Raw genomic sequence first — 16,782 nt, 5'->3', positions numbered from 1 at the left:
ATGAGTTTTGCATCCAGTGCGCGGGAGGAGATCGCGCAGCGCAGCCCCACCAAGGAATGCTGTGTGCGTGCAGCGGCCTATGGCATTGCCTGCTTTGCCAAATACTTTGATGCCCGCGGCCTTGTGCTGCAAACCGAGCAGCCCCACACGGTGCAGCTGGCACAGCAGCTGTTTGCCCGCTGCGGCATCCGAGGCGAGATATTGGAAAAACCCCGCGCCAGCGGTGTGCTGTATGAGTTCAATATCCGCGATGCGGAACAGGTCACCCGCCTGCATGAGCTGTTCGGCACTACCGGCAGGGAGACCAGCTTGCAGATCGACCCCGGGCTCATCCGCTGCCAGACCTGCGTCAGCGCCTATATTGCCATGGCTTTTTTGTGCAGCGGCACAGTCACCGACCCGCAAAAGGAATATAATCTGGAATTTCTCACCTCCCGGACGAACCTCGCCCGGGATTTTGAAGCGCTGCTGGCTGAGCACGAGTTTGCGCCTCACCGCACCCGCCGCAACGGTGTGAACCTGATCTACGTCAAGACCGGTGCCAACGTGGAGCGGCTGCTCCGTTTTATGGGCGCTGCGGATGCTGCGACCCAGATCAGCGTCCTCAAGGCGTTCAAGCAGGTGCGCAATCAGACCAACCGGCAGACCAACTGCGATACCGCAAACCTTGGCAAAACCGCGCGGGCGAATGCCCAGACCCTGAAGGCCATCCGCTATCTGCAGGAGCAGCACGCGCTGGAAACTTTGCCGGAGGTATTACAGCAGGCGGCAGCTAAGCGTCTGCAATACCCGGATCTTTCGCTTACCGCGCTGTGCGGCTGCTTTGACCCGGCGGTGAGCAAATCCGGCCTATCGCACCGGATGAAAAAGCTGGAGGCACTGGCAGAAAATCTGCGCCAGCGCCAGCAGGAGGGACAGGAGGCCGTACAATGAGTGAATCCACCGCAAATACCCGCCCCTTTGCCCACCTGCATATCCATACGGAATACAGCCTTCTGGACGGTGCCTGCCGCATCGACCAGCTGATGGAGCGGGTGAAGGAGTGCGGACAGACCGCCATTGCTTGCACCGACCACGGCGTGATGTACGGCTGTGTGCAGTTTTATAAAGCCGCCAAAAAGGCGGGCATCAAGCCCATCATCGGGTGTGAAGTGTATGTTGCCACCCGCACCCGCTTTGATAAGGTAAATAAAATAGACGGCAACAACCACCTGATCTTATTGTGCAAAAACGAGACCGGCTACAAGAACCTGATCAAAATGGTCTCGGCCGGTTTTGTGGAGGGCTTTTACTCTAAGCCCCGCGTGGATAAGCAGCTTTTGGAGCAATACCACGAGGGGCTTATCTGCCTTTCGGCCTGTCTTGCGGGCGAAATCCCGCAGGCCATTCTGGCAGGGGACTACGAGCGCGCAAAGGCGACTGCGCTGTGGTACCGGGACCTGTTCGGTGCGGAGAATTACTACATCGAATTGCAGGATCACGGCTTGAAAGAAGATACCACCGTTCTACCGCAGCTCATCAAGCTTTCCCGGGAGACGGACATCCCCATGGCAGCCACCAACGACGCCCATTATCTGCGCAAAGAGGACGCCAAGATGCAGAGCATCCTGCTGTGCATCCAGACCGGCAAGACCATTCAGGACGCCGACCGCATGGAGTTCCAGACCGATGAATTCTACGTCAAGACCACCGACGAGATGTACGAGCTGTTCTCCATGGTGCCGGAGGCCTGCGCCAATACGGCAAAGATCGCCGAACAGTGCAATTTTGACTTTGAGTTCGGCCACACCAAGATCCCTTACTACAAAGCCCCGGACGGCATGGATAATCAAGCCTACTTTGAAAAGCTCTGCTGGGATGGCTTGGAACGCCGCTACGGCCCGGACGTGCCGCAGGCCAACATCGACCGCCTGAAATACGAGATCGGCGTAGTCAAGACCATGGGGTATACCAATTACTACCTCATCGTGTGGGACTACATCAATTTTGCAAAAAGTCAGGGCATCCCGGTAGGGCCGGGACGCGGCTCCGGCGCGGGCAGTATTGCCGCTTACTGCGTGGGCATCACGGATATCGACCCCATCCGCTACAACCTGATTTTCGAGCGCTTTTTGAACCCCGAACGCGTCAGTATGCCGGATTTCGATGTGGACTTCTGCTACGAACGCCGACAGGAGGTCATCGACTACGTCAACCGCAAATACGGTGCGGACCATGTGGCGCAGATCGTCACCTTTGGTACTATGGCTGCCCGTAACGCCATCCGGGACGTGGGCCGCGTGATGGGCATCCCGTACCAGCAGGTGGACGTTGTGGCAAAGCTCGTGCCCATGGAGCTGAAAATGACCCTCAAGCGGGCGTTGGAAGTTTCCAGTGAGCTGAAAAAGCTCTACGATACCGACCCGCAGGTGACTGAGCTCATCGACACCGCATTAAAGGTGGAGGGAATGCCCCGGCACGCCTCCACCCACGCGGCGGGCGTGGTCATCACGCCGGAGCCGACCGATTATTATCTGCCGCTTGCCACTAACGACGGCCTGCCGGTGACCCAGTTCAATATGACCGAGATCGAGGAACTGGGTCTTTTGAAGATGGACTTTCTGGGGCTGCGCACCCTGACCGTTATCCGGGACGCAGAGGTGGCGGTGCAAAAGCAGCACCCGGAGTTCTCCATCCGTGATCTGGACTATGACGACCCGGATACCTACAAAATGCTGGGGCAGGGCGATACCGAGGGCGTGTTCCAGCTGGAATCCTCCGGCATGAAGCAGGTGCTTGTGGGGTTGCAGCCCCAGAACCTTGAAGACGTCATCGCTCTGATCAGTCTGTACCGCCCGGGCCCCATGGACTCCATTCCCACCTATCTGCGCAACCGGCACGAGCCGGATAAGATCAGCTACAAGACCCCGCAGTTGGCGCACATTCTGGATGTGACCAACGGCTGCATCGTCTATCAGGAGCAGGTCATGCAGATCTTCCGGGAACTGGCAGGCTTCTCCTTCGGGCAGGCAGATAACGTCCGCCGCGCCATGAGCAAAAAGAAGCATGCCGTCATGGAGGCAGAGCGGGAACATTTTGTGCACGGCTGCACCGAGCCCGGCCACGAATGCCCCGGTTGCGTAGCCAACGGCATCCCGGAGCAGGTGGCAAACCAGATCTACGACGAAATGTCCAGCTTTGCGTCCTACGCCTTCAACAAGAGCCATGCAGCCTGCTACGCCTATGTAGCTTTCCAGACCGCTTATCTCAAGTGCCATTACCCCAGCCAGTTCATGGCAGCATTGCTGACCAGTGTGCTGGATAATACGGATAAGGTCATTGAGTATTCCGGCGAGTGCGCCCGTCTGGGCATCAAAGTCCTGCCGCCGGATGTGAACATTTCCAACGGCGGCTTTACCGCCGATGATAACGGCCAGATCCGTTTTGGCCTGAACGCCGTAAAAAACGTAGGCCGCAACCTCATCGAGAACGCAGTCACCGAGCGCAGGGAAAAGCCCTACACCAGCCTTTACGATTTCTGCAAGCGGATGCACGGCAGCGAGCTGAACCGCCGCTCGGTGGAAAGCCTGATCAAAGCCGGTGCCTTTGACTGCTTCGGCTCCAACCGCCACAGCATGGTGGAGGCGGTAGAGGGCATCCTCAAGAGCATCGAGACCGACTCCCGCCGCAATCTGGAAGGGCAGCTGGATCTGTTCTCCGTAATGAGCGGGGAAGTGCAGGAAAGCCCGCAGGCGGACGTCTACGAGATCCGCCCCTTGGCAGAGTACACCCCTGCCGAGCTGCTGCAGCAGGAAAAAGAGGTCAGCGGCCTGTACCTGTCCGGCCATCCGCTGGACGCTTACCGGGAAAAGTCTGCCCGCATTGGCTCCCACACCATCAAAGCCCTCACCGGCGAGGATGCCCATGTGCAGGACGGCGAAAAGGTGCGCATTGTGTGTGCAGTGGTCAAAAACCGCATGATGACGACCAAATCCAACAGCATGATGGCCTTTACCAGCGTGGAGGATCTGACCGGCACCATGGAGGTGATCGTGTTCCCCAAGGTGCTGGACAGGTTCCGGGATGCCATTCAGGAAAACGCTGTTGTGGTCATCGACGGTCGGCTCTCCGTGCGGGAGGATGAAGCCTCCAAGCTGCTGGCAGACAGCATTCTGCCCATTGACAGCTACGACCCGACTCGCTTGGATAAAGGCCGCCCGGATCCTGTCAAAACAGCTGCCCGGCGGGTGTTCATCCGTCTGCCGTCCCGCAACTGTCCCCAGTACGATAAGGTGGTGAACCTGCTGGAGATTTTTGATGGTGATATCCCGGTGATTTTGTATCTGGAGGATACCAAGCAGAAGCTGGCCGCACCGCGCCGACTGTACACTTCCGGTCATCCGCTCTTCTTCAAAGAGCTGGAGCGTCTGCTGGGCGCGGAAAACGTTGCAACAAAATGACATATTTGTGCACGAATGGCACCGCATGGGACGATTTTAAATTTTCCAAGTGGCACAAAATGCAAAAATAGTACGATATATCGCTGCTATTTTGCACTGCATGGAATTGCATAAAGTCTCAAAACCCTATTGAAATTTGTCTGGATGGTGTGCTATAATCATTAAAGGCGAATCAAAGCTGTTGCAAAGCAACTGGCCTGTTTCTGGAAGAAGAGGGTACAGGCAAAAGGGTAAATGAAGAACTGAACTGTAAATTGGAGGGAATCTCTCATATGGAAAAGCAAATCAAAACGATTGGCGTGCTTACGAGCGGTGGTGATGCTCCCGGCATGAACGCTGCTGTGCGCGCTGTGGTACGCACCGGCCTGCATAAGGGCTTCCGTATGATCGGCATTCAGCGCGGCTATAACGGCCTGCTGAACGGCGAGTGCTTTGAAATGAACCTGCGCAGCGTTTCTAACATCATCTCTGCTGGCGGCACCATTCTGTATACGGCACGCTGCCTGGAGTTCAAGACCAAGGAAGGTCAGGATAAGGGCGCTGAAAAGTGCCGCGAGCTGGGCATTGATGCGCTGGTCGTTATCGGCGGCGACGGCTCCTACCGCGGTGCCCGCGCACTGGCACACCGCGGCATCCCCATGATCGGCCTGCCCGGTACCATTGATAACGATATCGGCTGCACCGATTACACCATCGGCTACGATACCGCCATGAACACCGCGCTGGAAATGATCGACAAACTGCGCGACACCACCCAGAGCCACGACCGCTGCAGTGTGGTCGAGGTCATGGGGCGCAACGCCGGTTACATCGCTCTGAACGTGGCCATCGCCTCCGGCGCTATGGCTGTGCTGCTGCCCGAGAAGGAATTCGATATGCAGCGCGACATTCTGGATAAGATCGCCGAGACCCAGAAGACCGGCAAGCGTCACTTTATCATCATTGTGGCCGAGGGCGTGGGTCATGCACAGGAGATCGCCAATGAAATTCAGGCCCGCACCGGTATCGATTCCCGCGCAACCATTCTGGGTCATGTGCAGCGCGGCGGTTCTCCCACCCTGCGCGACCGAGTGAATGCTTCTGCCATGGGCTATCAGGCCGTCTGCCTGCTGGAGCAGGGCAAGTATAACCGCATCGTCGGCATGAAGGGCGAGAAGCTGGTGGACTACCCCGTGGACGAGGCTTTGGAGATGACCAAGAGCCTTGACCCCGTGCTGGTGGATGTGTGCAACACTATTTCCATCTGATTTTAACGGCAAATACAAGAGCTATCCGTTCGGTTTTTCTGAGTGGATGGCTCTTTTTTACTGTCTTTTTTTCAGAAGTGACATATTACGAGTAATAATTAACAACTTTTTGTTTACAGACGCCTCTAAATCAGTTATACTGAGAAAAACGGAGGTGCTGCCATGAAATACAGCTGGATCGACTCGGATCTTCTGCAAAAGCCTGGTGTTACCAAAGACTTACAGGCAGAGTGGAACTGGATAAGATACCACATCGGCGGCAAAATGTTTGCAGCCGTCTGTCTGGATGATGCCACAGGAAAGCCGGTATATATTACCTGCAAGCTGGCCCCCGCCGAGGGTGATTTTTTGCGCCGACAGTATGAGGATATCATTCCGGGCTACTATATGAATAAGGTGCATTGGAACTCCGTAAAAGCAGATGGAAACGTGCCGGACGCATTGCTGCGGGAGATGCTGGAAAAATCCTATCGGCTGGTGCTGGGCGGCTTCAGCAAAAAGAAACAGCGTGCGCTGCTGGAAGGAGAAAAGAAGGATGCCATTTGACTATAAGAAAGAATATAAAGAGTTCTATCTCCCGCCGCAGAAATCGCAGATCATCACCGTCCCTGCGATGAATTTTGTGGCGGTACAGGGCAAAGGCGACCCCAACGACCCGGCAGGGGAATACAAGGCAGCGCTGGAGCTTCTGTACGGTATTGCATTTACCATTAAAATGAGCTACAAGGGCAGCCATAAGATGGACGGCTATTTTGAATATGTCGTTCCGCCGCTGGAAGGGCTGTGGCATCAGCCCGGGGTAGAGGGCGTGGATTTTTTCAACAAGGAGACCTTTATCTGGACCTCCATGATCCGTCTGCCGGAATTTGTCACCCGTGCCGAATTTGACTGGGCAGTGCAGGAGGCAACAACCAAAAAGAAAAAAGACTTTTCTAAGGTGGAATTTTTCACCTACGATGAAGGCCTGTGCGTACAATGTATGCACATCGGCTCCTATGACACCGAACCGGAGACCCTGCGGCAGCTGGATGCGTTTGCAGCGGAGCAGGGATATTGCCCGGATTTTTCAGACACACGCTTCCATCACGAGATCTATCTGGGCGACCCGCGCCGCACCGCACCGGAGAAGCTGAAAACCGTGCTGCGGCATCCGATCCGCAAAATAGAATAACAGAAAACTTCACAAAAACTGTCGCTTTTTATTGTAAGATGTGCTATACTAAAATTATCTGTAAAACACACTAAAAAATGGAGGAAAACATCATGCAGCATGAAACTGTCATCGTGCTGGACTTTGGCGGACAGTACAATCAGCTGATTGCCCGCCGCGTCCGAGAAAATAATGTCTACTGCGAGATCTATTCCTATAAAACCGATCTTTCGGTCATCAAGGCCAAGAATCCCAAGGGCATCATCTTCACCGGCGGCCCCAACAGCGTTTATCTGGAGGACTCTCCCACCATCGACCCCGAGATCTTCAGCTGGGGCGTGCCTGTGCTGGGCATCTGCTACGGCAGCCAGCTGATGATGCACCTGCTGGGCGGTCATGTCTGCCGTGCTCCCGAGCGTGAGTACGGCAAGACCGAGGTGTTCGTGAACACCGAGAGCAAGCTGTTTACCGATGTGCAGCCCTCTACCATCTGCTGGATGAGCCACAACGACTACATCGAGCAGGCGGCTCCCGGCTTTGAGATCACTGCCCACACCGCAAATTGCCCTGTTGCAGCTGTTGAAAATGCCGAAAAGGGTCTGTACGCTGTGCAGTTCCACCCGGAGGTGCTGCACACCGCCGAGGGCAAAAAGATGCTGCGCAACTTCGTGTACAATGTCTGCGGCTGCTCCGGCGACTGGAAGATGGATTCCTTTGTAGAGAATAATGTCAAGGCTCTGCGGGAGCGCATCGGCGAGGGCAAGGTGCTGTGTGCCCTGTCCGGCGGCGTGGATTCCTCCGTGCTGGCCGCTATGCTGGCCAAAGCCATCGGCAAGCAGCTGACCTGCGTGTTCGTGGATCACGGCCTGCTGCGCAAGAACGAAAAGGAAGAGGTCTGCTCTGTCTTTGGCCCGGGCAATGCTAACGGCTTTGACATCAACTTCATCTGCGTGGATGCCCGCGACCGCTACTTCAGCAAGCTGAAGGGCGTCACTGAGCCGGAGCGCAAGCGCAAGATCATCGGCGAAGAGTTCATCCGCGTGTTCGAGGAAGAGGCCAAGAAGATCGGCAAGGTGGACTTCCTTGCACAGGGCACCATCTACCCCGACGTGGTGGAGAGCGGTCTGGGCGGTGAGTCCACCGTCATCAAGAGCCACCACAACGTGGGCGGTCTGCCCGATACCGTGGACTTCAAGGAGCTGGTGGAGCCTCTGCGCAACCTGTTCAAGGACGAGGTCCGTCAGGCCGGCCGCGAACTGGGTCTGCCCGAGTATCTGGTCAGCCGTCAGCCGTTCCCCGGCCCCGGTCTGGGCATCCGCATCATCGGCGAGGTGACCCCCGAGAAGGTCACCATCGTGCAGGACGCTGACGCCATCTGGCGTGAGGAGATCGCCAAGGCCGGTCTGGATAAGGAGATCAGCCAGTATTACGCAGCTTTGACCAATATGCACAGCGTTGGCGTTATGGGTGATGAGCGCACCTACGATTACGCCGTTGCGCTGCGCGCCGTGACCACCACGGACTTCATGACCGCAGAAAGCTACGATATGCCGTGGGATGTTCTGGGAACTGTCACCAGCCGCATCGTCAACGAGGTCAAGCACGTCAACCGCGTGTTCTACGATTGCACCGGTAAGCCGCCTGCAACGATTGAGCTCGAATAATGGAATGACGCAAACTTTTAACGATGCTACGAGTATAGTCGAAAGAAAAAATGCGCCGTGACATTAGTTTGACATTAAGCCACGAAAAAACGGTCTGAATTATAATTCAACGAGCCTTCGCGGTTTAACATTTGAGAATAATTTGAAAGACCCCTGAAAGTGACGAGAAATCGAAACTTTCAGGGGTCTTTTTGACATTATTGACATTAAGAAACGACCGTGACATTATCGGAAATAGGGCATTGTTGCCTGACAGTGGGGTGATACTATAAGCTTCCCAAGTAACCGGAATCCTCATTTTCAGGGGCGGCAAGGTCCTCCAGCTTGGAGACAAGTTCGGCTTGCTTGTTTGGGTACAGGTGGGCGTATGTTTTCATAACTACCGGAACGGTGTCGCCCAAACGCTTGGCAACAAGCAGGGCAGAGTATCCAAGTTCGATGCAAAGGGAAGCGTGGCTGTGTCGCAGATCATGTACGCGAATGTCCGGCAAAGAGGCGATTCTGGTGCAGCGGGTCAACTCCTTGTTAAGTGATGTGCAGGTCATGTAAAACACTCGTTCATCGGGGGTTAGGCCGTACAGTTTGGAGCAGTAGGAACGGAATTCTTCTGCCAGCCAATGGGGGATGGGCACATTCCGGTTGCCTCCTTTTTTACTGTTCTTGGTGGGACCGAGAATATCTTGTCCGTTTTTTCTGCGATATGTTTTATAAATTTTTAGCTCATCGGTATCGGTCAAGTCTTTTGGCTGGAGCGCCAGCATTTCACCTTCACGGCACCCGGACCAAAATAATACATCGAAAGCCAACAAATATGCTTCGTTGCGAAAATGCTTCCGAAGAATATCGTACTGGTCTTTTGTGATAATCAGCATTTCTTCGGTGACAGATGAACCCATAGGCCCAGCAATGGAACAAGGATTTTTAGGAAGCTGGTACATTTTTTGTGCATAGCTGAAAAGCGCATTTAGCTGGGAGTGGATGGTCAATAGATATGTTTCAGCATACGGGAGGCCAGTGTCCTCGCCTGCCTTTTTTACAGTTTTTTGCCATTCACGAATATCCATGGCGGTGATTTCATCCATTTTTCGTTTCCCAAGATATGGAATGATTTTTGTGTCAAAAATTTGCCGCTTATTGTCAATCGTGGAATCGCGAAGTCTGCCTTTCATATCGGCAAAATATAAATCAACAAAACTGGACAATGTCATATCACAGTTCTTGGATTTTTTGAGTTGAAATTCTCGCTCCCATTCCAATGCTTCACGCCGGGTTTTGAAACCACGTTTACGCTTCTGTTTCTTAACTCCTGTGAAGTCTGTGTAATAGAATTGGCAGTACCAAGTGCCAAGCTTCTCGTCTTTATAGCAGGGCATCGAATATACCTCCTGAAGAGTTTATAAATCCCCGACCATTTTTATAATGGCCGGGGTGTTTTTTGTATAAAATAACGCATTCCGTTATTTTATCACAAAATTCGTTATAATCTTCCAAATGCTGGAAAATAAAAAGATTGAGATTTACTCTTTTTAGAGTGCACGGGTTGTGTGCCGGGAAGAGGTGAAAATTTAATGGCTTCTACAATGGAATACACAGAGTACAGAAAAGTTCTTGACGATGCCTTGAAGGATGAAATCAAGGATTTGACTGCTGACCAAATCCAGCAAGTGCTTGAATACATTAGCCAGCTGAAACAGCGCTAATCTCTGTGCAACAGCCATTCTCATACTATCAAGCGTGAGAATGGCTGTTTTATTTTTTGGAATGCCGAGCATCGAAGCGTTTGTTGTAGCCATCAACAACAGGGGCTAAAGCATCGTAATCTTCAGTCAAGTATCTTTTTAGCAAAGAAAAAGCCTCGGATTTTGAGCATATACAGTCCGGGAAATCATTCTCAAGAAAAGATTCATTATAAATTTCATCAAGTTCCGATGCACTAACAGAACCGTTCCCTATAAATTTTATTACATTACCTATGATTCTGGGAGCAATCATAGCCTGCGATTTAACAGGAAGGCCGCAGCGGCGAGAAGATAAATAGCTGTTATAGGCTTCCAACGTGGAAAAATAAAACAAATCGAAGCGGTAGAGCTTGATTGCTGTGCTAAGTGCTAAAGGCCACTGTTCCTCAGAATCATAAAGATCCATAACTTTCCACATACAACTGCGCCAGCAACTGTACTCCCCATGAATGCGATATGCGTACGCAGTGGACATATCTTTTTCAATTTGCTTTTGACGACTTTCATGAATCGCAAAATGACCGGCTTCAGTCACTAAATAGCGATTTCCAATAAGTCCTTCTTTTTTTAAGCTGGAAGTAGAAATGTTATCAATAATCCGCTGGATCAAAACGCTTTTAGTTCCATTAACAGGAAGATTGTGGGTAGACAGTATATTCTTTAGTTTGGGGACTTTAAATGCGGAGAGATCCATTGACGGGGAAACAGAAGAAATGTAGCCTGCACCCCATAGACGATGAAGGAGCGAATTAAAATCAATGCCCCGTTGCGTTGTCCAATATCTTCCTATGGAAGGAGAGTTGAATTTGATTCGCTCTATATCGGACAGGAACTCCAACTCCCAGAATGTAAACGTTCCAGCGTAGGCGGGAGAACTTTCGATATCTGATAGGTCGATTCTGTCCAAGTTTGCAGCATGATCGTCATTCATCTTTTGGATTTCTTCAGATGTTTTTGGCTTAAATTCGCTGAAAGGCACAACCTTCGGAACTGGAGGGCAAGCTGGAATGTCGGATTTCTTGCGATGGAAAAGTCTGTCAAAGAATCCCATGATTTATCTCCTTATTGCGGCAACTGCTCCCGTTCGCTGTACTTTAAAAAACGAATATAGCGCAGAACTTCTTGAACCTCAACAGTTGTTAGACCTTTTGCTGCATCCAATAGCAGTTGCTGATCTTTGGTCATGCTAGAAGAAGGTTCATAACTAACGCCGTCTAGCAACTCGTTCGTTGAAACACTAAGATATCTTGCTAGTTGAGCAACAACGTCAGCCTTGGGGGTGGTTCCGCGTCGCTTCCATCCGCTAGGTGCTGCATTGCTTAAACCGCAAGCAAGGGCAACTTTTGTTGGCGTAACACCACGAATATCACAGTATTTCTTGAAATTATCATAAAACATCAACAAATCCTCCATGAAAAATTTAGCAAAATAACAAAATAGCAAATGCTAGCGCCTATACGACTTGAAAACACTAGCGTTTGCTAGTATAATATCTAACAAATGAATCGTACACCTGTTAGATAAGGAGTGCATAGCATGAAATTTGCAGACATCAACAAAATGTTCACCACTGAAGTAAGCAAGTACTTGGCGCGTGGATATCACTTCAACACAGCAAGCATGAGCGGGAGCCAAGGTGAAATCACCAAGGTTGATTTGACCAACGGTACGGAGATAATTCGAGTTCTGCTTCGAACCTTTTCCAATGGCTGGGATAAGCAGGGAACGGAACTGTTTGTCGGCCGTGTGGCCGAGAAAGAGAACGTACGTCGGGATGTGGCCTACTGCGTCAACACGATTTGGAATAACCGTCTGGAGCCGGTCAGCAGCCAGCGCTTCTACGAAGTGAATGGATATGGAGATTCCAACAAGTTCTATGGCACAGAAGCGGATGCGGAAGCCGTTAGCAAGGTACGGATGCGCCGCTATGCACAGTGCCCGAGTCGCCAGAATAAGGACATGACCAACGCCCAAACCATCAAGATTGCCGTTCCGTTCATTCGCCGGAAACTGGGCATCAAGAACGTGGATAAGAGCCGCATTGAGGTATTCCGCACGCCGGATTACCGGTACATCATCAGCTATCGCGGCACTGGGTACCAGCTGAACAGAAAGGAGAACGAAAAATGACGGGAAACATACTTGCCTTTGAAAATGCAGAGTTCGGCATCATCCGAACGCAGAGCATTGATGGCAATCCATGGTTTGTGGGCAAGGATGTGGCCACAGCGCTGGGCTACACTGATTGTGACCAAGCAATCCGCAATCATGTTGACGTAGAGGATAAGCTGACCCGTTGTTTTGACGGGTCAGGCCAGAAAAGAACTATGACCATCATTAACGAATCTGGCCTATACAGTTTGATATTCTCCAGCAAGCTCGAATCGGCAAAGCGTTTCAAGCGGTGGGTGACGAGCACGGTGCTTCCATCTATCAGAAAGACCGGTGGATACCTTGCTGGACAAGAACAACTGACCAATAAAGAGATCATGGCACGTGCTTTGATTTTGGCACAAAAGCAGATCGAAAAAGCAAATGCAAGAATTGCAATTCTTGAGGAAAAAAATCGAAACTCATTCGGAGCCGAAATTATAAGAGAAGATAGCATCTCAGTGGGTGAATATGCAACTTTTCTACGTCAGAATGGCGTAAATATTGGTCGAAACCGTTTGTTTGCATATTTCTTTGAAAATGGATACATGACAAGAGGCTCTAGGTCAGAGGAACACTTCCCAACAAAAAAATCCATGGATTTGGGGCTGTTTGAGATGTCCGGGAGGACAATAAAGGTCTCCTTTCTAGGAAGAAAGTATTTTAACGAAATATTCCTTACGAATACGGAACAATCATCATGCTGTTTTACAAGGAGAATTAAGCCATGAAAGCACTGAAAATTGAGCCGGGCAAAGCCCCGGAACGCATTGACGTTGCCAACGAACTTGCAAGCCTGCAGAGCCTTGTAGGCGGCTATATTGAGGTAATTTACCCGGATGAACGCCGCCCGGTCGGCCTGATCTGCAATGAGGAGGGCAAGTGCTGCGGGCTTGAACTGAACCGGGCGTTGTACAAGAACGGTAAGCCCTACGACATCATTGCCGGCACGTTCTTGGTAGTTGGGCTCTCGGCAGAGGACTTCGCGGATCTGCGGGAAGAGGATGAGGCCTACTTCGAGAAGGTGTTCCACACGCCGGAGAAGTTTGGACGCTTCGCAGGGCGGCTCATTATCTCCAAGGTGGTTCCTGGCGGGGTGTAAACCCCGCCTTTCTCAAAAACCGAAAAAACCGAATGGGTTTTTTCGGTTACGTTCGCTTTTTTGGGTTTTGATGGGTTTTGAAAAACACGAACATAAAAGTGAAATTCAAGGTCGAAAATTCAAATTTGAAGGTCAAATATCAAAATTGAATGCGAGATAGTTCTTGATAAATCGATGGTTTTTCCAAATGTGCGTGAAATGTGAAAACCCATTGGGTTTTTTAAAAACCGAAAAAACCCATCTTCTTAAGAAAAGAAGAAGAAAAAGAATAAGAAGATATGAAGACTATCGTCTTCATCACGCGCGGGCGCGCGCGTTATATGGCTGATGACGAGGACGAATCCAATTGATGAAGAACAGGATCATCGGTGCGGCCAAGCAGGTAATCAACGGAACAATCCAGTTTGTCCGCAAGCAGCATGAGCGTTTTTCCAGACGGAGGATCTTCTGCATTCTTCCAGCGTGTGACGGCTCCAGATGAGATGCCAAGCTCTTTGGCAAGCGGATTTGGCTTTGTTCCGCGGATTTCGCACATCCGATAAAAACGTTCCCAAAACAACAAATAGAACACCACCTTTTTGTGCAAAAGCATGAATCTCACAAAAATGAGAATATCGTATTGATATCTCACTTTTGTGAGATTATAATATATCTAACAAATGATTCATTCACCTGTTAGACAGAAAGGAAAAACAACATGGAGAGATTTATAGCACCCATGGCTACATGGGAAATCGTGGGCGGCGACCTGCCGCCTGTCCGGGTCCGTGCCCGGACATTCGATGAAGCACTTGCAAAGGCAAGGCTTCGCGATCCCGGCTATTGTGCCGGATGGGTCGTTGAGGAGGGCTAAACGATGATGCTGAGCATGACAGAGACCGATTACGAGAACTGGCGCGATGGTCTCCGCTGCGGCGGACAGGAGGAGTACGGCACCCAGTACACAGCAGCTTCTCTCTATGAAGGGGGCTGGAGGGCAGATGCCCTTCCTGACCTGATCGAGCAGTTCAACCTGACTAGCGACGAGGCCGAAAGGATTTACAACGAACTGCTTGATCTCGAGCAGAAAGCCAAAAGCGAGGAGACCGAAGCATGAAAAACATCAAGGTTGAATGGTGTGAGAACTTCATCCGGGCGGCTTTTACAAAGCACATGCCGCCTCAGCTGAAGAATCCTGGCATTGAGGTGAACTACTTCTGGACGCTGGCAGAGAGGGCGGGCCTGTGGGTGCGTGGCACATACGGCTCGCCGATGAGCATTGCGCTCGACAACCTCTGCACGGTAGAAAGCGTCTGCGATGGGGAAGGCCATTGGATGTTCAATGCTTTCCGGCTGGATCCAAAGGAGGAATGAAGGATGTTCGACAAAGAACTTATGAAGCAGCTGACCACTATTCCGGTCCAAAATCGGGAGGAATGGTTTGCCGAGCGTGACAAGCTGGAAACGCTTGCCGTCGAAATGACCCGCATAAATGCAAAGGACATGGTGCAAAAGTACGGCATCGCACGGGTTCTGAGGGTGCTGGCGGCGACAATCAAACAAAATCCCAATGATTACGATGCGGATGTGGTGGAAATGGCCGGATGGATCCCGCCGGTTCGATCGGGTCGGAATGCAGAGATGTGGTTCAGCTCGACCATCCACAGAGCATACGTCCAAGACCTGTTTCGCCAGTATGCGAACCTGCGCAAGCTGTGAGAAAGGAGCCTAAACCATGAAGAATGTCATTTTCACCTACGACATCCGCGCGAAGGGCGAGGAAGGCGAAGCCAGCGTGACCATCCTGCTGGATGATGACCGAGCAGCGGTCGTTAAGGCTGCATACGATAACCGGCAGGGGAGCAGCGAGATTGAGGACATCCTCTTGCGGTGCAAGGTCGATGACCTGTGCGCCGCTTGCGAAGCACTCCGGGGGCGAAAGTACCTTCGCAACAGCATCAAGTGCGTGGAGATCGAGGGGGCTTGAGCCGTGAACATTGAAATTAAATATCAGGCCGAGGATGGCGAGATTCGGTATTACCACTTTGAGTCGTGGGAACTGGCTGAAGACGATGCCTTTCGGGAAGCGATGCAGGAGTTCCGCAGCACGCGCACAGGAAAGAACAAAATCCTCTCCATCCGGGATGCATCGATTGGTGCAGGCCGCAACTGGAAAGAATAACCCGCCTGATGATGGCCGCTGGTATCGGCCGAAACCATTTTCGTGGCATCACGAAGATGGTCGCGGGAACCAACACCGCAAACCAAGGAAAGGAAGATTCACATGAAGTATGAGATCTACCAGCTGAAAGAGGACATGGAGCAGGTAAAACTGTGGTTCATGGCATCCGATCAGGCCGCACAGCTGGGCGGCATCCACCGGGAGAACCACCGCCGGGTATACGGCGGTGAGATTCCGTCTGTCCCGGAAGTGGGCAGGATGCTTCTTCGACTGTTCGCACTCTTCAACGGGTCGAATCGACCCGTTGATTTCTCTGGCCACAGCATGAGCGTGTCCGATATCGTGCGGCTCACCGAGGATGGTGCATCCAGCTGGTGGTACTGCGACCCCTACGGCTGGATGGAACTGAATGAGGAAGAATGGGGGCAGACCTGATGCGTCACTACACAAAAGCGGAGTGGCGCAAGATCCCAGAGTCCTACAAGGGACGTTGGGAAGCATCTCCGTACAACCTTGAACGAGTGAAGCGGGGCGAACTGCCAGTTGAGTACATCGGCAAACGGACAACCATCGTCAATGACGAGCATCGCGGTACGGTGCTTATCACCGAGGGCGTGCACTTCGTCATTGATGGCTGATTTCACCAAATCGAACAAACGTCCACAGAGAAGCGATTTGAGCCGCATATCCTGCCGGACGGCAAATTCCATGCGGGAGAATAGAAAACGCAAAATAGAGCCATCGGAGCGGCTCTGAACATTATTTCCGCTGGCTCAGAATGAACTGCAGGAAATCCGTAACCTTTTGGCGTTCTTCATCTGTTAACTCCATACGCTGCACAGCGGGGTCAACGGTGCGCCCCATAAGGAAGTCCATGGAGCAGTCCAAGTAGTCAGCGATGCGCGCCAGACTGTCGGCGGCAATCATGCGACCGGTTCGCAAGTTGGAAAGAACGCCTTTGCTCATTCCGAGTTCAGCGTACATATCCTTCAGCTGGATATTGCGTGCCTTTGCCTGAATTTTGATGTTTTCCGCAAGGGCGATAGAATCATACAAATTTTCGGTTGTCATTTTGTGTATCCTCACAAAATCCATCAATTGATACTTAAACAGCTTGAAACATTGCAAT

General features: G+C 51.8%; 23 protein-coding genes. 18 read left to right on the top strand and 5 right to left on the bottom strand.

Translation table 11 applies throughout. The annotated features are described in order from the left end of the window. From whiA to guaA, 6 genes are all read left to right on the top strand, one after another. On the top strand, positions 1 to 933 hold the full coding sequence (gene whiA / locus ACXPUX_RS10245) for a DNA-binding protein WhiA (protein WP_118657586.1): 933 nt from the start codon (positions 1 to 3) through the stop codon (positions 931 to 933). Beyond that, complete coding sequence (locus ACXPUX_RS10240) at positions 930 to 4,439, top strand: DNA polymerase III subunit alpha (protein ID WP_458828209.1); 3,510 nt, start codon at positions 930 to 932, stop codon at positions 4,437 to 4,439. Before whiA ends, ACXPUX_RS10240 begins: the two co-directional genes overlap by 4 nt. A gap of 272 nt (positions 4,440 to 4,711) precedes the next feature. Beyond that, positions 4,712 to 5,686 (top strand): 6-phosphofructokinase, encoded by a 975-nt coding sequence (pfkA, locus tag ACXPUX_RS10235; protein ID WP_005925738.1) that lies wholly within the window; start codon positions 4,712 to 4,714, stop codon positions 5,684 to 5,686. Between the two features lie 162 nt (positions 5,687 to 5,848). Beyond that, positions 5,849 to 6,232, top strand: a complete 384-nt coding sequence (locus ACXPUX_RS10230; protein ID WP_458828208.1) for an MmcQ/YjbR family DNA-binding protein — start codon at positions 5,849 to 5,851, stop codon at positions 6,230 to 6,232. Further along, positions 6,222 to 6,857, top strand: coding sequence for a GyrI-like domain-containing protein (locus ACXPUX_RS10225; protein ID WP_458828207.1), 636 nt, complete (start codon positions 6,222 to 6,224; stop codon positions 6,855 to 6,857). Before ACXPUX_RS10230 ends, ACXPUX_RS10225 begins: the two co-directional genes overlap by 11 nt. 92 nt (positions 6,858 to 6,949) lie before the next feature. Further along, entirely contained in the window at positions 6,950 to 8,500 is a 1,551-nt protein-coding gene (gene guaA / locus ACXPUX_RS10220; RefSeq protein ID WP_349185558.1) for a glutamine-hydrolyzing GMP synthase, read from the top strand. Between the two features lie 266 nt (positions 8,501 to 8,766). Here the strand turns inward: guaA and ACXPUX_RS10215 are convergent, their stop codons facing one another. Further along, complete coding sequence (locus ACXPUX_RS10215; RefSeq protein ID WP_458828206.1) at positions 8,767 to 9,873, bottom strand: tyrosine-type recombinase/integrase; 1,107 nt, start codon at positions 9,871 to 9,873, stop codon at positions 8,767 to 8,769. Between the two features lie 195 nt (positions 9,874 to 10,068). On the opposite strand from ACXPUX_RS10215, the gene ACXPUX_RS10210 reads away from it, so the two are divergent. Next, positions 10,069 to 10,200: a hypothetical protein gene (locus ACXPUX_RS10210; RefSeq protein ID WP_458828204.1), complete on the top strand. Its 132-nt coding sequence runs from the start codon at positions 10,069 to 10,071 to the stop codon at positions 10,198 to 10,200. 49 nt (positions 10,201 to 10,249) lie between these two features. Here the strand turns inward: ACXPUX_RS10210 and ACXPUX_RS10205 are convergent, their stop codons facing one another. Together ACXPUX_RS10205 and ACXPUX_RS10200 are read right to left on the bottom strand one after the other, a co-directional pair. Then, positions 10,250 to 11,290, bottom strand: a complete 1,041-nt coding sequence (locus ACXPUX_RS10205; RefSeq protein WP_458828203.1) for an SAP domain-containing protein — start codon at positions 11,288 to 11,290, stop codon at positions 10,250 to 10,252. Positions 11,291 to 11,301: 11 nt separating this feature from the next. Beyond that, complete coding sequence (locus ACXPUX_RS10200) at positions 11,302 to 11,637, bottom strand: hypothetical protein (protein WP_458828202.1); 336 nt, start codon at positions 11,635 to 11,637, stop codon at positions 11,302 to 11,304. A gap of 138 nt (positions 11,638 to 11,775) precedes the next feature. Between ACXPUX_RS10200 and ACXPUX_RS10195 the strand changes: the two genes are divergently transcribed. From ACXPUX_RS10195 to ACXPUX_RS10185, 3 genes are read left to right on the top strand one after another with little or no spacing between them, the layout of a single operon-like run. Beyond that, on the top strand, positions 11,776 to 12,369 hold the full coding sequence (locus ACXPUX_RS10195; RefSeq protein ID WP_458828201.1) for a hypothetical protein: 594 nt from the start codon (positions 11,776 to 11,778) through the stop codon (positions 12,367 to 12,369). Further along, a complete protein-coding gene (locus tag ACXPUX_RS10190) occupies positions 12,366 to 13,121 on the top strand; it encodes a BRO family protein (protein WP_458828200.1) in 756 nt (251 codons plus the stop codon). Before ACXPUX_RS10195 ends, ACXPUX_RS10190 begins: the two co-directional genes overlap by 4 nt. Beyond that, positions 13,118 to 13,492, top strand: a complete 375-nt coding sequence (locus tag ACXPUX_RS10185) for a DUF3846 domain-containing protein (RefSeq protein WP_458828199.1) — start codon at positions 13,118 to 13,120, stop codon at positions 13,490 to 13,492. The genes ACXPUX_RS10190 and ACXPUX_RS10185 overlap by 4 nt, the downstream gene beginning before the upstream one ends. A gap of 316 nt (positions 13,493 to 13,808) precedes the next feature. On the opposite strand, the gene ACXPUX_RS10180 is transcribed toward ACXPUX_RS10185, so the two are convergent. Then, positions 13,809 to 14,078, bottom strand: coding sequence for a helix-turn-helix domain-containing protein (locus ACXPUX_RS10180; RefSeq protein ID WP_223451421.1), 270 nt, complete (start codon positions 14,076 to 14,078; stop codon positions 13,809 to 13,811). Positions 14,079 to 14,210: 132 nt separating this feature from the next. Here ACXPUX_RS10180 and ACXPUX_RS10175 point away from each other — a divergent pair, with 132 nt between their 5' ends. From ACXPUX_RS10175 to ACXPUX_RS10140, 8 genes are all read left to right on the top strand, one after another. Beyond that, on the top strand, positions 14,211 to 14,345 hold the full coding sequence (locus tag ACXPUX_RS10175; protein WP_278320435.1) for a hypothetical protein: 135 nt from the start codon (positions 14,211 to 14,213) through the stop codon (positions 14,343 to 14,345). Positions 14,346 to 14,351: 6 nt separating this feature from the next. Then, complete coding sequence (locus ACXPUX_RS10170) at positions 14,352 to 14,588, top strand: hypothetical protein (RefSeq protein WP_349150456.1); 237 nt, start codon at positions 14,352 to 14,354, stop codon at positions 14,586 to 14,588. After that, positions 14,585 to 14,845: a hypothetical protein gene (locus ACXPUX_RS10165; protein ID WP_349150457.1), complete on the top strand. Its 261-nt coding sequence runs from the start codon at positions 14,585 to 14,587 to the stop codon at positions 14,843 to 14,845. The genes ACXPUX_RS10170 and ACXPUX_RS10165 overlap by 4 nt, the downstream gene beginning before the upstream one ends. A 3-nt stretch (positions 14,846 to 14,848) precedes the next feature. Then, entirely contained in the window at positions 14,849 to 15,190 is a 342-nt protein-coding gene (locus ACXPUX_RS10160; protein ID WP_349150458.1) for a hypothetical protein, read from the top strand. A gap of 16 nt (positions 15,191 to 15,206) precedes the next feature. Beyond that, the gene (locus ACXPUX_RS10155; RefSeq protein WP_458828198.1) at positions 15,207 to 15,458 is read left to right on the top strand and encodes a hypothetical protein; all 252 of its coding nucleotides are present in this window, start codon (positions 15,207 to 15,209) and stop codon (positions 15,456 to 15,458) included. Positions 15,459 to 15,461: 3 nt separating this feature from the next. Next, positions 15,462 to 15,653, top strand: a complete 192-nt coding sequence (locus ACXPUX_RS10150) for a hypothetical protein (RefSeq protein ID WP_158401673.1) — start codon at positions 15,462 to 15,464, stop codon at positions 15,651 to 15,653. A 102-nt stretch (positions 15,654 to 15,755) separates the two neighbouring features. Then, a complete protein-coding gene (locus ACXPUX_RS10145; RefSeq protein ID WP_458828197.1) occupies positions 15,756 to 16,088 on the top strand; it encodes a YodL domain-containing protein in 333 nt (110 codons plus the stop codon). Further along, on the top strand, positions 16,088 to 16,291 hold the full coding sequence (locus tag ACXPUX_RS10140; RefSeq protein WP_458828195.1) for a hypothetical protein: 204 nt from the start codon (positions 16,088 to 16,090) through the stop codon (positions 16,289 to 16,291). Before ACXPUX_RS10145 ends, ACXPUX_RS10140 begins: the two co-directional genes overlap by 1 nt. A gap of 121 nt (positions 16,292 to 16,412) precedes the next feature. Here ACXPUX_RS10140 and ACXPUX_RS10135 read toward each other — a convergent pair whose 3' ends face one another. Further along, the gene (locus ACXPUX_RS10135; protein WP_181573026.1) at positions 16,413 to 16,724 is read right to left on the bottom strand and encodes a helix-turn-helix domain-containing protein; all 312 of its coding nucleotides are present in this window, start codon (positions 16,722 to 16,724) and stop codon (positions 16,413 to 16,415) included. Positions 16,725 to 16,782: the final 58 nt, after the last annotated feature.

This window comes from Faecalibacterium sp. PGM34, from assembly GCF_054456555.1.
Note: the sequence above shows the minus strand (reverse complement) of the source record. Positions and strands in the feature narration are given on the sequence as shown.

What these genes read in the sequence shown, in the direction of transcription:
- ACXPUX_RS10195 (WP_458828201.1), top strand. Translation starts at nt 11,776, where the DNA reads ATGAAATTTGCAGACATCAACAAAATGTTCACCACTGAAGTAAGCAAG.
- whiA (WP_118657586.1), top strand. Translation starts at nt 1, where the DNA reads ATGAGTTTTGCATCCAGTGCGCGGGAGGAGATCGCGCAGCGCAGCCCC.
- ACXPUX_RS10145 (WP_458828197.1), top strand. Translation starts at nt 15,756, where the DNA reads ATGAAGTATGAGATCTACCAGCTGAAAGAGGACATGGAGCAGGTAAAA.
- ACXPUX_RS10140 (WP_458828195.1), top strand. Translation starts at nt 16,088, where the DNA reads ATGCGTCACTACACAAAAGCGGAGTGGCGCAAGATCCCAGAGTCCTAC.
- guaA (WP_349185558.1), top strand. Translation starts at nt 6,950, where the DNA reads ATGCAGCATGAAACTGTCATCGTGCTGGACTTTGGCGGACAGTACAAT.
- ACXPUX_RS10160 (WP_349150458.1), top strand. Translation starts at nt 14,849, where the DNA reads ATGTTCGACAAAGAACTTATGAAGCAGCTGACCACTATTCCGGTCCAA.
- ACXPUX_RS10185 (WP_458828199.1), top strand. Translation starts at nt 13,118, where the DNA reads ATGAAAGCACTGAAAATTGAGCCGGGCAAAGCCCCGGAACGCATTGAC.
- ACXPUX_RS10175 (WP_278320435.1), top strand. Translation starts at nt 14,211, where the DNA reads ATGGCTACATGGGAAATCGTGGGCGGCGACCTGCCGCCTGTCCGGGTC.
- ACXPUX_RS10230 (WP_458828208.1), top strand. Translation starts at nt 5,849, where the DNA reads ATGAAATACAGCTGGATCGACTCGGATCTTCTGCAAAAGCCTGGTGTT.
- ACXPUX_RS10215 (WP_458828206.1), bottom strand. Translation starts at nt 9,873, where the DNA reads ATGCCCTGCTATAAAGACGAGAAGCTTGGCACTTGGTACTGCCAATTC.
- ACXPUX_RS10240 (WP_458828209.1), top strand. Translation starts at nt 930, where the DNA reads ATGAGTGAATCCACCGCAAATACCCGCCCCTTTGCCCACCTGCATATC.
- pfkA (WP_005925738.1), top strand. Translation starts at nt 4,712, where the DNA reads ATGGAAAAGCAAATCAAAACGATTGGCGTGCTTACGAGCGGTGGTGAT.
- ACXPUX_RS10170 (WP_349150456.1), top strand. Translation starts at nt 14,352, where the DNA reads ATGCTGAGCATGACAGAGACCGATTACGAGAACTGGCGCGATGGTCTC.
- ACXPUX_RS10210 (WP_458828204.1), top strand. Translation starts at nt 10,069, where the DNA reads ATGGCTTCTACAATGGAATACACAGAGTACAGAAAAGTTCTTGACGAT.
- ACXPUX_RS10190 (WP_458828200.1), top strand. Translation starts at nt 12,366, where the DNA reads ATGACGGGAAACATACTTGCCTTTGAAAATGCAGAGTTCGGCATCATC.
- ACXPUX_RS10155 (WP_458828198.1), top strand. Translation starts at nt 15,207, where the DNA reads ATGAAGAATGTCATTTTCACCTACGACATCCGCGCGAAGGGCGAGGAA.
- ACXPUX_RS10205 (WP_458828203.1), bottom strand. Translation starts at nt 11,290, where the DNA reads ATGGGATTCTTTGACAGACTTTTCCATCGCAAGAAATCCGACATTCCA.
- ACXPUX_RS10165 (WP_349150457.1), top strand. Translation starts at nt 14,585, where the DNA reads ATGAAAAACATCAAGGTTGAATGGTGTGAGAACTTCATCCGGGCGGCT.
- ACXPUX_RS10135 (WP_181573026.1), bottom strand. Translation starts at nt 16,724, where the DNA reads ATGACAACCGAAAATTTGTATGATTCTATCGCCCTTGCGGAAAACATC.
- ACXPUX_RS10225 (WP_458828207.1), top strand. Translation starts at nt 6,222, where the DNA reads ATGCCATTTGACTATAAGAAAGAATATAAAGAGTTCTATCTCCCGCCG.
- ACXPUX_RS10200 (WP_458828202.1), bottom strand. Translation starts at nt 11,637, where the DNA reads ATGTTTTATGATAATTTCAAGAAATACTGTGATATTCGTGGTGTTACG.